A 13107-nucleotide genomic window follows, 5' to 3' on the forward strand; every position below is an offset into this window, starting at 1 on the left:
GCACCGACCGACCGAACAGGCAAGACCGCGTTGAAACACATCCCCCGCAAGCGCTTCGGACAGCATTTTCTGTCCGACAAGGGCATCATCGAAGACATCGTGCTGGCCATTGCGCCCCTGCCGGGTCAGCCCATGGTCGAGATCGGGCCGGGCCTGGCGGCATTGACTCAGCCCCTGGTAGAGCGCCTGGGACGTCTCACGGTCATTGAACTGGATCGCGATCTGGCATTGCGCCTGCGGCTGCACGGCCAATTGGATGTGATCGAGTCCGATGTACTCAAGGTCGACTTCACGGCATTGGCGCAGACGATGCGCGCGAAGGCGGCACAACCCGGCCTGCGACTGCGCGTGGTGGGTAACCTGCCCTACAACATCTCCACGCCCATCCTGTTCCATTTGCTGGACCATGTGCAGGTCATCGAAGACCAGCACTTCATGCTGCAAAAGGAAGTGATCGACCGCATGGTCGCCAAGCCGGCCACCAGCGATTACGGGCGGCTGTCGGTCATGCTGCAGTGGCGCTATGCCATGGAGAACGTGCTGTTTGTGCCGCCCGAGAGTTTTGACCCGCCGCCGCGCGTGGACAGCGCCGTGGTGCGCATGGTGCCGCGTGCGGAGCCTGCGCCCTTGTCGATGCCCTTGCTGGAAGAACTCGTGCAGGTTGCCTTCAGCCAGCGCCGCAAGCTGCTGCGCCACACGCTGGGCCGCTGGCTGGAGTCACGCCAGTTTGCCGGCCACTTCGACACCCAGCGCCGCGCCGAGGAGGTGCCGGTGAGCGAGTTTGTGGCCTTGGCGCAAGAGTGCTCATAAATCAATAGCTACTAGCGCTTGATGGATAAGCGCTAGAGTCTGATTTGACTGCAAGACGTCAGCAACTGGCGCACCCTAGGCGAGGGATGCCAAGCAAGGGCCGCCCCGCAGCGAGGGCATCGTCCCCCTTCCCGGCGAAACCGAGAGAAGGGGGAAAGCGCAAAGCGCGCCTCAGGGGATGCCTCTGCTACGCGGCGCTGAGCCAGTAACCGGCGTTGAAGGGGCTGCTCATGCGCAGCGCCATGGGAGATACGTCAACAAGCTTGTCGGTGGGCATTTTTTCGGCAGGTTCGCCACCGATCTCGATGCCCTCGACACCACCCTTGGTGCCGGTAGCCTCGTTCGCCCGTTCTGCTTGGCTGGTGGATGCAGAACGGGCTACAGAAAAGAATAGAAACACCGGAAGGGGATCTTGCGGTCGCCCCAGTAATCGGCGGCGTCGCGGAAGATATCGAGCAATTGCTCTCGCGCTTCCTTGTCGAACTTGCCGGTGGCCGGAATCTGTTCCAGAACCACGATAAAACCAGGCTGTGGGCCCGATTTATGCAAGGGATCCGTCATGCAGTCATACAACGCATCGAAATTCTTGCCGAAGTGCGATGGGAAGGTGAATTGCCCGGCAATCAGGTCCAGCACGTCCTGTTTGGACTGCGCGTGGGCCAGGTTGGCGTACAAGAAATGATGACCCATGGAGGTGGCGGCATCCTGCAGGTCCTGCACGCGGAAGGCGCGAATGGACTGCACGATGTTGGTGCGCACGCCACGCAGTGGCGTTTCCAGGTCTTTACGAAGTGGCGTCTGCATCTCCGCTACTCTTTCTTTTTAAAGTCCACAAACTTCTGGCTTTTCGCTGGCTACGGGGTGTGGCCAGCGAGTGGGGGGGATTCAAGGGCGCGCGATGTACGCTGCCAGTTCATTCCTGGACAACATGCACCGCTTCGGGGTCACTCGACGATCTCGCGAAAACTGGCGTAGTGGTCGCTGGTGTAGTAGCAGGCGTCCGGAACCCGGGGCTTGCCGCCACACACAATGCGCCGGGCTCCCCGGTCACGCGATCCTGTCGTTCTGACGGTGTATTCACGGTAGTAACCCCGCTTGTGGGCGGGTAACAACCGCTCGCGATTGCCGAAAACCGTTCCGTCCTTGTCATACGGAAAGGGCCCGCCTTCACGGATCAGCGCATACGTTGTTCGCCCTTGGGGCGGCAACTCGGCCAGTGTGATGGGGGCGAGGGATCCGTCGGCAGACGGGGCTTTCCGGGCGTGTCCCACTACCGGAGACAGCACGAACGCAACACCCAAAACACACAATAACCCTGCTTTGCGCGCCCGGGTGGCTACAGCCTTCAGCATCAACGAACCTTTCAGAAACTACGGGTTAACCCGAAATTTCGAGCCGCTAGTGTCGCTCAACGGTCCCCAAAAAGCAAGCGTCTGCACAAAGATTGGGCAGACGCTGAGGGACTTTGCAAGCATTAAAAGTTAGTGCTTGCTATCTTGAAATAGCTTACCGCGAGGCATTGGCATCCGCCACTGTCAAGGCTGTCATGTTCACGATCCGGCGCACTGTGGTACTTGCTGTCAGGATATGAACGGGCTGGGCGGCCCCCAGAAGCACGGGGCCAATGGCGATATTGCCGCCGGCAGCTGTCTTGAGCAGGTTGTAGGAAATGTTGGCCGCGTCGATGTTCGGCAGCACCAGCAGGTTGGCATCTCCGATGAGGTCGCTGTGCGGCATGATGGTCGCACGGGCCTTGCCGTCCAGGGCCACATCGCCGTGCATCTCGCCGTCGACTTCGAGCCAGGGAGCCTGCACCCGCAGAAGCTCCAGCGTCTGGCGCATTTTCACGGCGCTGGGCTGGTTGCTGGAGCCAAAATTGGAGTGAGACAGCAGCGCCGCCTTGGGCTTGATACCAAAGCGCATCATTTCCTCTGCGGCCATCACGGTGATTTCGGCCAGCTGTTCGGCGGTCGGGTCGTAGTTCACGTGCGTGTCCACCAGGAAGACCTGGCGATCAGGCAGCAGCAGGCCGTTCATGCAAGCATAGGTGTTCACCCCCGCGCGTTTGCCGATCACCTGGTCGATGTAGTTCAGGTGCAGGGCCGTGTGGCCCCAGGTGCCCACGATCAGGCCATCGACCTCGCCCTTGTGCAGCAGCATGGCGCCGATGAGCGCCAGGCGGCGGCGCATCTCGATCTTGGCGATCGACACGGTCACGCCCTTGCGCTCGGTCATGCGGTGGTACGTTTGCCAGAAGTCGCGGTAGCGGTGGTCCTGTTCCACATTGACGATGTCGTAGTCCACCCCTTCACGCAGGCGCAGGCCAAACTTCTCAATGCGCTCAGCAATGACGGAGGGGCGGCCAATCAGCGTAGGCCGGGCAATTTTTTCATCGACGACGATCTGTGCAGCGCGCAGCACACGTTCTTCCTCGCCTTCGGCATAGGCCACGCGCTTTTTCACAGCGGCTTTGGCCGCCGTGAAAATGGGCTTCATGGTGGTGCCCGAGGCGTAGACGAACGTCTGCAGATGGTCCCGGTAGGCATCCATGTCCGCGATGGGGCGCAGGGCCACGCCGCTGTCAGCGGCAGCCTGGGCCACAGCGGGCGCGATCATCATCATCAGGCGCGGGTCGAACGGCTTGGGGATCAGGTACTCGGGGCCGAACGCCAGGGGCTCGCCCACATAGGCGGCTGCCACGACCTCGCTCTGCTCGGCCTGGGCCAGCTCGGCAATCGCGTGCACGGCTGCGATCTCCATCTCCAGCGTGATCGTGGTGGCGCCGCTGTCGAGCGCCCCCCGGAAGATGTAGGGGAAACACAGGACGTTGTTGACCTGGTTCGGGTAGTCCGAACGGCCGGTGGCCATGATGGCGTCGTCACGCACGGCCTTCACGTCCTCGGGCTGAATCTCGGGGTTGGGGTTGGCCAGCGCAAAAATCAGCGGGCGCGCGGCCATCTTTTTCACCATGTCTTGCTTGAGCACCCCGCCCGCCGACAGGCCCAGGAACACGTCGGCACCGTCGATCACTTCGCTGAGCGTGCGGGCGCTGGTCTTCTGGGCAAAAACAATCTTGTCTTCGTCCATCAGTTCGGTGCGGCCTTCGTAAACGACGCCCGCCAGATCGGTCACCCAGATGTTTTCACGCGGAATGCCCAGCTTGACCAGCAGGCCCAGGCAGGCCAGCGCGGCCGCACCGGCGCCCGAAGTCACGAGCTTCACCTTGGCAGGGTCTTTGCCCGCCACCTTCAGGCCGTTGAGGATGGCTGCGCCCACCGTGATGGCGGTGCCGTGCTGGTCGTCATGGAAGACCGGGATCTTCATGCGCTCGCGCAGCTTGCGCTCGATGTAGAAGCAATCGGGCGCCTTGATGTCTTCCAGGTTGATACCGCCAAACGTCGGCTCCAGGCTGGCGATGATCTCGACCAGCTTCTCGGGGTCCTTTTCGTTGATCTCGATGTCGAACACGTCGATGCCCGAGAACTTCTTGAACAGGACGGCCTTGCCTTCCATGACAGGCTTGCCCGCCAGCGGGCCGATATCGCCCAGACCCAGCACGGCAGTGCCGTTGGTCACCACACCCACCAGATTGCCCCGGGCGGTGTATTTGAAAGCCGCATTCGGGTCCTTGACGATCTCTTCACACGGAGCCGCCACGCCGGGCGAATACGCCAGCGCGAGATCGTGCTGGTTCACCATTTGCTTGGTGGCCGCGATGGAGATCTTGCCGGGCTTGGGAAATTCGTGATATTCGAGAGCGGCACGGCGCAACTGAGCGCGTTTGTCGGGATGGTTGTTGTTCTGGGCCGTGGTGTTCTCGGGCATTCAGTGTCTCCAACTCAAGGGTGGGTGCAAAAAACCGTGCTTCAGGGGGTCTGCAGCGGGCTGTCAGCTTTTTAAGGGTCTGCGATTGTAGGACGAGGGTCGTGAAAACCCTAGTAAGCGAATCTGCTTATGTGGGTGGATCTGTGATGACCTTCCGCATGCCAATCATGCGGTGCAATGAAAACGCCCCACAACCTCGAGGGCTGTGGGGCGTTCGTTGTCTACAAGGACCGTTGCCGTCAGCGGTCAAGCAAACCTTGCTCAGCGGCTGCTTGGAAAGCTGAACACGGCCCCCTCGCGCACACCGGCGCTCGGCCAGCGTTGCGTGATGGTCTTGCGCTTGGTGTAGAAGCGCACGGCATCGGGGCCATAGGCGTGCAGGTCGCCGAACAGGCTGCGCTTCCAGCCGCCGAACGAGTGGTACGCCACGGGCACGGGCAGGGGCACGTTCACGCCCACCATGCCCACCTGGATGTGGTCGGTGAAATAGCGGGCGGCCTCGCCGTCGCGCGTGAAGATGCAGGTGCCGTTGCCGTATTCGTGGTCGTTGATGAGCTGCATGGCCTCTTGCAGCGTCTTCACGCGCACCACGCCCAGCACGGGGCCGAAGATTTCTTCCTGGTAGATCTTCATGCCAGGCTTGACGTTGTCGAACAGGCAGGCGCCCAGGAAGTAGCCTTCTTCATGGCCAGCGACCTTTACGCCGCGGCCATCCACGACCAGCGTGGCACCTTCGGCCACGCCTTGATCCACATAGCCCTTCACCTTCTCAAAGTGCGGCTTCGTGACCAGCGGGCCCATGTCGTTGCTGTTGTCCGTGCCAGGGCCGACCTTCATCTTGGCGATCTCGGTCTTGAGGCCAGCAATCACGGCGTCACCCACGGCGTCGCCGACGGCCACCAGCAGCGGGATGGCCATGCAGCGCTCGCCACACGATCCGTAGGCCGCGCCCATCAGGGCGCTCACGGCGTTGTCCACGTCGGCGTCGGGCATCAGCACGGCGTGGTTCTTGGCGCCGCCCAGGGCCTGCACGCGCTTGCCATGCTTGCAGCCTTCGGCGTAGATGTATTCGGCAATGGGGGTCGATCCGACAAAACTCACGGCTTTGACGCGCGGGTCGCGCAGCAGCGTGTCCACAGCCACTTTGTCGCCGTTGACCACGTTGAGCACGCCCGGTGGCAGACCCGCTTCCTGGGCAAGCTGGGCGATGAACAAGGTGGAGGACGGGTCGCGCTCGGACGGCTTCAAGACAAAGGTGTTGCCGCAGGCCACGGCCATGGGCCACATCCACAGCGGCACCATGGCCGGGAAATTGAACGGCGTGATGCCCGCGGTGACGCCCAACGCCTGGAACTCGCTCCACGAGTCGATGTTCGGTCCCACGTTCCGGCTGTGTTCGCCCTTGAGCAGCTCGGGCGCGTAGCTCGCGTATTCCACGTTCTCGATGCCGCGCTGCAACTCGCCGTGGGCGTCGGCCAGCACCTTGCCGTGTTCGGCGGTGATCAGGGCGGCGATCTTGTCGGCGTTTTCTTCGAGCAGCACCTTGAGCTTGCTCATCACGCGGGCGCGCTTGAGCGGTGGCGTGTTGCGCCAGGCCGGAAACGCAGCTTCGGCCGAGGCAATGGCGGCCTCCACCGTGGCCTGGCTGGCCAGCGCGACGTTGGTGGTGGACTGACCCGTGGCGGGGTCGAACACCGGTTGGGTGCGCGCCGTGTCGGCAACGATCTTGCCGTCAATCAGGTGGCCGACGGTGGTGGTGACGTTCTTGTCGTGGTTCATGGCAGAAATATGAGTCAAAAGTGCCGCTAGCGCTTATTCGTCAAGCGCTAGCAGCTATCAATACAGGAGTGTTTGGCGGTTCGCGGGCTTAAGCCGTCTCTGCCAAAGCATCGCCCAGCGCGTTGATCAGGCGGTCGATCTCGGCGCGCTCGCTGATGAAGGGCGGCGCCAGTTGAATGGTGTCGCCACCGTAGCGCACGTAAAAGCCCTTCTTCCAGCAGTTCATCGCAATCTCGTAGGGGCGCTTGGCGGGCTCGCCCGGCACCGGTGCAATCGTGAAACCTGCCGCCAGACCGAAGTTGCGAATGTCCAGCACGTGTTTGGCGCCCTTCAGGCTGTGCACGGCTTCTTCAAAATACGGCGCCAGCGCTTTCACGCGGCCGATCATGTCTTCGTTTTTCAGGATGTCGAGCGCTGCAATGCCCGCCGCGCAGGCCACGGGGTGGGCCGAATACGTGTAGCCATGCGCAAACTCCAGCATGTATTCCGGGCCGCCCGCCGCCATGAAGGTGTCGTAGATCTCCTTGGTGGCCACCACGCCGCCCAGCGGCTGCGCGCCGTTGGTGACCTGCTTGGCAAAGTTCAGGATGTCGGGCGTCACGCCAAAGGCTTCGGCACCGGTCCAGGCACCGCTGCGGCCAAAGCCACTGATCACTTCGTCAAAAATCAGCAGGATGTTGTTCTGCGTGCAGATCTCGCGCAGGCGCTGCAGGTAGCCCACGGGCGGGATCACCACACCGGCCGAGCCGGAAAACGGCTCCACGATCACGGCAGCGATGTTGCTGGCGTCGTGCAGCGCAATCACGTCCAGCAGGCGGTCGGCCAGCTCTTTGCCCGTGGGCGGCATGCCCTTGTGGAACGAGCCTGCGGGTGGCTGGGTGTGGGGAATGTGGTCGGCTTCGATGCCCTGGCCGAACATCTTGCGGTTGGCCACCAGGCCGCCCACTGAAATGCCACCAAAGTTCACGCCGTGATAGCCCTTTTCGCGGCCGATCAGACGCGTCTTGCTCGCCTGGCCCTTGTTGCGCCAGTAAGCGCGCGCCATCTTCAGCGAGGTGTCGGCCGACTCGGAGCCCGAACCCGTGAAAAACACGTAATCCAGCCCGGCGGGCGTGAGCTCCTTGACGCGGTTGGCCAGCTCGAACGACAGCGGGTGGCCAAACTGGAAGGCCGGCGCGTAGTCGAGCTTCATCGCCTGCTTGCCGATGGCCTCGGCGATCTCGCGGCGGCCATGGCCGAGGCCCGCGCACCACAGGCCCGAGAGTCCGTCAAAAATCTTGCGGCCGTCCGAGTCGGTGTAGTACGCGCCGCTGCCCTCCACGATCATGCGCGGGTTGGCCTTGAACTGGCGGTTGGCCGTGTACGGCATCCAGTGCGCATCCAGCCATTCGGCGTCCATGCGGGGGCCTTCAGCGCCAGCGGCGGGTTTTTCGATGTTGACGAAGCTCATGGGGTTCTCCAGTGCAAGACGGCGACAAAAAGGGCATGTGACGCAAGGCAACCCCCTGCAAAGCGGGGCTTGACGCAGGGCATTGTTGCGCTGGTGTTTAATCTCTCAAATAATCCAATATCAATGTTTACTTGACGATTTATGCAAGTAAAAAACACAGCACCACACCCTCTTATGTCCCCGCCCGCCACCTCGAACAAACACCGGGCGGTTCTGGGCCAACTCAGTGACATGGATCTGCGGCTGTTGCAGGTCTTCAAAAGCGTGGTGGAGTGCGGCGGCATGTCGGCCGCGGAGCTGGAGCTGAATATCGGCACCAGCACCGTGAGCCGCCATATCAAAGACCTGGAAGCCCGCCTCGGCCTCACGCTGTGCCGCCGAGGGCGCGCCGGTTTTGCGCTGACGGCTGAAGGCCAGCGTGTGTATGACGAAACCCTGCGCCTGCTGGCCTCGGTGCGCAGCTTTCGCGACAGCATCGACGACATCCACTCTCGCATGGGGGGCCAACTGGCCGTGGCCGTTTTTGACAAGACGGCCAGCAACCCCGCTGCACGCATCGGGCAGGCCATCGCCGCTTTCACGGCCCTGGCGCCCGATGTGCAGCTGCAGCTGCATGTGGGCTCCATCAACGCCATCGAGCGCGGCGTGATCGACGGAAGCTACCAGGTGGGCATCATTCCTGCGCATCGCAGCTCGCAAAGCCTGGCGTACACCGACCTGTTTGCCGAAACCATGCTGCTTTACTGCGGTGCAGGCCACCCGTTGTTTGGCGCATCCGCCCCCCGGCCGACTGGCACGCGGTGCGCAGCTACCAGTTTGCGGGCCTGGGTTACCACTCGCCCAACATGGAGCTGAGCCACCAGGCGCGGCTGCAACGCGCGGCCACCGGTTTTGACCAGGAATCCATCGCCACGCTGATCCTGTCGGGCCGGTTTTTGGGGTTTTTGCCCGACCACTATGCCGAAGCTTTTGAGCGACAGGGGCGCATGCAGGCCGTGAACCCGGCACTGTTCCACTACAGCTGCCAGTTTGTGGGCCTCATGCGCCGCTCGCCCGCGCCCGCCCGGGCGGCCCAGGCATTTGCGCAGTGCCTGGAGGAGTCGCACCGACCGGATCGCTGACAGGGCCTTCGCTTGCGCCGGGCCCTCAAGCGGCGGACAATTTGGTTTCTTTGCAACCGTGTGTGTCACAGGAGTATTCCATGGCCAGCATTTCCTCGATTGGCAGTTCCGGCTTGCAGGCCGCGCAGTTGCGGCTCGATGCGTCGGCCAACAACGTGGCCAACATGAACACCCCGGGCTACCGCCGCGAGGTGGTGCAACAGGAAGCCGTTGCCGACAGCGCGGGTGTGCGGGCCACCGTGCAGCGCCAGCAAGAGGCTGAAGGCGTGGCGCTGGAAAAAGAGGCGGTAGAGCAGATGTCGGCCACCTACGCTTTCAAGGCCAACCTGCAAACCATCAAGACACAGGACGAAATGATGGGCTCGCTGCTCGACGTGAAAGCCTGACACCGGCCCCCGAACACCGCCCGAACGCCTCAATGCCCCGCTGGCCGGGGCATTGTTGTTTTCAGTGCCCGCCAGCACATGGGACAAGGGTTCTCAACCGCCAGATGCCAGCCCGGCCAGGCGGTGAACCAACCAGCGCTGAAAGGCCAGCCCGGTGGCGGTGCGGCTGCGCAAGGGGATGCTGTACATGGTGGGCTCCTTGAGGGGGTTCAGACTGCTTGCAGGAGAGGGCTGGACGCCTGTGCCGTGGTGGCATCGATGGCCTTGCGCCGCGCGGCCCGGTCCCACGCCTTTTCATGGAAGAAGAAGGCCACGGCCTGCACCGTGGGCTCCAGCAGGCTCAGCGTCAGCGAGGCCCACAGGTTGCCGGTCACGGCATAGGCCACCAGTGCGGCCACGCAGATGTGGATCAGGTAGTAGCTGCCCGTTTTCATCAGCATGGTCTTGTTTTGGCGGGCGGCGTGGCGGATGCGGGACATGGGGAACTCCTTCCTTCTGAACAGGGCCTGCGGCAGGTAGCAGGGATGTTGAAATGGTAGTCATTCTCAATAGCTTTGGCCAATTGATCGTGGCTAAGGCGGAGATAGCCGCTATCAAGACACCCTCCGCCCGCCCCTCGGTGCCCCTGTCTCCAGGGGGTGGGTTCTGCGCGTGAACGGCTTCACATCCCGGCGCAGAAAAAAGCCGCTGTCTGCAAAGCCCCGTTGCTATGATGGCCGCTCTTCTCAACCCCTCTTTTGCTTTGGGAGCACACATGGCCCTCATGGATTTCATCAAGAAACAGTTCATTGACATCATTCAGTGGACCGAGGAGGGGGATGGAACGCTGGCTTGGCGCTTCCCCATGCGCGACATGGAAATCCAGAACGGTGGCACGCTGGTGGTGCGAGAGTCGCAGATGGCGATCTTCGTCAACGAAGGCCAGGTGGCCGACGTCTTCACGCCCGGCACCTACAAGCTCACCACGCAGACCCTGCCGGTGCTGACCTATCTGAAGAACTGGGACAAGCTCTTTGAATCTCCCTTCAAGAGCGATGTGTACTTCTTCAGCACGCGCCAGCAGATCGACCAGAAGTGGGGCACGCCCCAGCCCATCACGATCCGCGACAAGGACTTTGGCGCCGTGCGCCTGCGCGCGTTCGGCAACTACGCGTTCCGCGTGGCCGACCCCAAGCTGTTCCACACCGAAATCTCCGGCACCCGCGAGTCCTACCCCGTGGCCGACGTCGAAGGCCAGTTGCGTGGCCTGGTGCTGCAGAACATCAGCAACGCCATTGCTGGCAGCGGCTTGCCGTTTCTGGACCTGGCGGCCAACCAGGTCATGTTTGCCGATGCGCTGACCAAAGAGCTGGCGCCGGTTTTTGCCAAGATCGGCCTGCTGATCGAAAACCTCACGGTGCAGAACGTCTCGCTGCCCGAAGAGCTGCAAAAGATCCTCGACCAGAAGATCGGCATGGGCATGGTCGGCAACGACATGGGCAAGTTCATGCAGTACCAGACGGCGCAGGCCATCCCCAAGTTCGCCGAAGGCGCGGGCGGTGGTGGCGGCATTGCGGGCGACGCCATGGGCCTGGGCGCTGGCGTGGCGCTGGGCCAGGTGCTGGCGCAAAACCTGCAGCAAGGCCTGCAGACCCCGGCGGCCTCGGGGGCTGCCGCAGCGGCGCAAGCCGCCGCACCCCTGGGCGTCAAGCCTGAGGACGTGATGGCCACGCTGGAGAAGCTGGGTGAACTCAAGTCCAAGGGCATCCTGACCCAGGAAGAGTTCGACGCCAAGAAGGCCGAACTGCTCAAGAAGCTGGTCTAAGCCGTTGCTACTATAAATATAGCTGCTTGCGCTTGAGGGATAAGCGCTAGAGGCCAAAAAGGCTTCAAACAGACCGTGCTGAACGGCGCAAGCAGACCCAGCCGATGGCCATCGACCCCACACAGCGTTCTTACCGCGCGCCCTGCCCGGGCTGCGGCGCGCCGGTTGAATTCCGCAGCGCGCAGTCCACCCACGCCGTCTGCGGCTACTGCCAGAGCACCGTGGTGCGCAGCGGCGAAGTGCTCACCCGCATCGGCAAGATGGCCGAGCTGTTTGACGACCACAGCCCGCTGCAGCTCATGGCCAGCGGGCGCATCCAGCTTGACGGCCAGGACCTTCCCTTCACCCTGATTGGCCGCCTGCAATACAAGGGCGAGGCGGGCACCTGGACCGAATGGGCGGCGTTCCTCAACGACGGCACCCTGGCCACGCTGGGCGAGGACAACGGCGCCTACGTCTTCACCCGCCCCATCGACCCCGGCCGCGAGATGCCCGAGGCAGAGCGTTTTCGCATCGGCACCACCACGGCTATCAATGGCAAGCCCTACAGCGTGGCCTACACGGGCCAGGCACAGCTGATCTCGGCCCAGGGCGAGTTGCCCAAACTGCCACCGCTGGGCCAGCCCTTTGGCATGGTCGAGCTGCGCAGCGCCGACGGCGAGGTGGTCAGCATCGACTACGGCCACACCCCGCCCAACGTCGAGCGCGGCAAGTCGGTGTTGCTGGAAGACCTGCAACTGCAGGGGCTGAAAGACGAATCCGCCAAGGACGAAAAAGGCCGCCAGTTCAACTGCCCGCACTGCGGCGCACCCGTGCAGGTGCAGCTGTCCACGTCCAAAAGCATCACCTGCGGCTCGTGCGCCAGCGTCATTGATGTCAGCAGCGGCGTGGGCGGCGAGCTGCGCTCGGCCGAGCAGGACGAACCCGTTCAGCCCCTCATCCCGCTGGGCAGCAAGGGGCAGTTGCAGGGTGTGCACTGGCAGGTGGTGGGTTTTCAGCACCGCATGGGTGTGGAGCCCGGCGACGATGAGCACTTTGGCTGGAGCGAGTACCTGCTTTACAACCAAAAGCGCGGTTTTGCCTTTTTGGTGGATTCCGAAGAGGGCTGGAGCATGGTGCGCCCCACCACGGGCGCGCCGCAGATGGCGGCCACCGGGCGCTCGGCCACCTACATGGGCACCCAATACGACCTCAAGTACACCTACGAGGCCGAAACCACCTATGTGCTGGGCGAGTTCTACTGGCAGGTCACGCGCGGGCAAAAGACCACCAACCGCGACTTTGCCAGCGCCAAAGGCCTGCTCTCGATGGAGCAAAGCCCGAACGAGATCACCTGGTCCGCTGGCGACAAACTGGCCAGCGACACCGTGGTCAAGGCCTTCAAGCTCGACGACAAAAAAGACATGCTCCAGCGCGACGACCCGGGCCCCTTTGTGGCCAAGTCGGGCCTGGGCTGCGGCACCATCATCCTGATTGCGATCATCATCATCATTTTGCTCATCATCCTGAGCAATTGTTCGGGCTCGTCGGGCAGTGGGTACCGCAGCTCGGGTGGCTCATTTGGCGGGTACTCGTCTGGCGGCAGCCACAAGTAGCCAGCCGAACGCAGACCCCCAGCAGCCCCACGCCACGGCACCGTGCAACAACGTTTCAAGTAAGAAGGAGATCTCCCCATGATTGGCATCGAATGGCTCAAGCCCGCAGCGTTTCTCGGGTCCATCCTGTACGCCGTCATTGGCGTCATCATCTTCTGGCTGTGTTTTGTCATTGTGGACAAGATCACGCCCTACGACCTGTGGCGCGAAATTGTCGAAAAGCAGAACCAGGCCCTGGCCCTGGTGGTGGCGGCGATGTGCCTGGGTATCAGCATCATCGTGGCAGCGGCCATCCACTGACCCCCTTTTTGCCTGAATGAACGAAGCAGCGCACCCC

12 protein-coding genes and 1 pseudogene are annotated in these 13107 nt (G+C 62.7%); 6 read left to right on the forward strand and 7 right to left on the reverse strand.

All coding sequences use genetic code 11. The features are described from left to right. Nucleotides 1-30: 30 nt before the first annotated feature. Complete coding sequence (gene rsmA, locus CLU85_RS00955) at nt 31-810, forward strand: 16S rRNA (adenine(1518)-N(6)/adenine(1519)-N(6))-dimethyltransferase RsmA (protein WP_100408648.1); 780 nt, start codon at nt 31-33, stop codon at nt 808-810. Nucleotides 811-997: 187 nt separating this feature from the next. On the opposite strand, the gene CLU85_RS00960 is transcribed toward rsmA, so the two are convergent. From CLU85_RS00960 to CLU85_RS00985, 6 genes are all read right to left on the reverse strand, one after another. Beyond that, nucleotides 998-1210, reverse strand: a complete 213-nt coding sequence (locus CLU85_RS00960; RefSeq protein WP_100408649.1) for a hypothetical protein — start codon at nt 1208-1210, stop codon at nt 998-1000. Beyond that, the gene (locus tag CLU85_RS00965) at nt 1189-1614 is read right to left on the reverse strand and encodes a barstar family protein (RefSeq protein ID WP_010464776.1); all 426 of its coding nucleotides are present in this window, start codon (nt 1612-1614) and stop codon (nt 1189-1191) included. Before CLU85_RS00965 ends, CLU85_RS00960 begins: the two co-directional genes overlap by 22 nt. 140 nt (nt 1615-1754) lie before the next feature. Then, entirely contained in the window at nt 1755-2162 is a 408-nt protein-coding gene (locus CLU85_RS00970; RefSeq protein ID WP_100408650.1) for a ribonuclease domain-containing protein, read from the reverse strand. A gap of 154 nt (nt 2163-2316) precedes the next feature. Then, nucleotides 2317-4635: an NADP-dependent malic enzyme gene (locus CLU85_RS00975; RefSeq protein WP_100408651.1), complete on the reverse strand. Its 2319-nt coding sequence runs from the start codon at nt 4633-4635 to the stop codon at nt 2317-2319. 261 nt (nt 4636-4896) lie between these two features. Continuing rightward, the gene (locus CLU85_RS00980) at nt 4897-6414 is read right to left on the reverse strand and encodes a CoA-acylating methylmalonate-semialdehyde dehydrogenase (RefSeq protein ID WP_100408652.1); all 1518 of its coding nucleotides are present in this window, start codon (nt 6412-6414) and stop codon (nt 4897-4899) included. An 88-nt stretch (nt 6415-6502) separates the two neighbouring features. Next, entirely contained in the window at nt 6503-7864 is a 1362-nt protein-coding gene (locus CLU85_RS00985) for an aspartate aminotransferase family protein (protein WP_100408653.1), read from the reverse strand. A gap of 141 nt (nt 7865-8005) precedes the next feature. Between CLU85_RS00985 and CLU85_RS00990 the strand changes: the two are divergent. Both CLU85_RS00990 and CLU85_RS00995 read left to right on the forward strand, forming a co-directional pair. Then, nucleotides 8006-8985 (forward strand): annotated as a pseudogene (locus CLU85_RS00990) (LysR family transcriptional regulator). Nucleotides 8986-9065: 80 nt separating this feature from the next. Beyond that, entirely contained in the window at nt 9066-9371 is a 306-nt protein-coding gene (locus tag CLU85_RS00995) for a flagellar basal body protein (protein ID WP_100408654.1), read from the forward strand. 209 nt (nt 9372-9580) lie between these two features. Here CLU85_RS00995 and CLU85_RS01000 read toward each other — a convergent pair whose 3' ends face one another. Further along, nucleotides 9581-9850, reverse strand: a complete 270-nt coding sequence (locus CLU85_RS01000; protein ID WP_100408655.1) for a DUF2061 domain-containing protein — start codon at nt 9848-9850, stop codon at nt 9581-9583. Between the two features lie 275 nt (nt 9851-10125). On the opposite strand from CLU85_RS01000, the gene CLU85_RS01005 reads away from it, so the two are divergent. The 3 genes from CLU85_RS01005 (at nt 10126) to CLU85_RS01015 (ending at nt 13070) form a co-directional block, all read left to right on the forward strand. Then, the gene (locus CLU85_RS01005) at nt 10126-11175 is read left to right on the forward strand and encodes an SPFH domain-containing protein (RefSeq protein ID WP_100412306.1); all 1050 of its coding nucleotides are present in this window, start codon (nt 10126-10128) and stop codon (nt 11173-11175) included. 104 nt (nt 11176-11279) lie between these two features. Then, on the forward strand, nt 11280-12770 hold the full coding sequence (locus CLU85_RS01010; protein ID WP_100408656.1) for a DUF4178 domain-containing protein: 1491 nt from the start codon (nt 11280-11282) through the stop codon (nt 12768-12770). A gap of 78 nt (nt 12771-12848) precedes the next feature. Further along, nucleotides 12849-13070 carry a DUF350 domain-containing protein gene (locus tag CLU85_RS01015; protein WP_100408657.1) on the forward strand — a complete coding sequence of 74 codons (222 nt, stop codon included), beginning with the start codon at nt 12849-12851 and terminating at the stop codon, nt 13068-13070. Nucleotides 13071-13107 lie beyond the last annotated feature (37 nt).

The sequence above is a fragment of the Acidovorax sp. 69 genome, from assembly GCF_002797445.1.
Classification (GTDB): domain Bacteria; phylum Pseudomonadota; class Gammaproteobacteria; order Burkholderiales; family Burkholderiaceae_C; genus Acidovorax.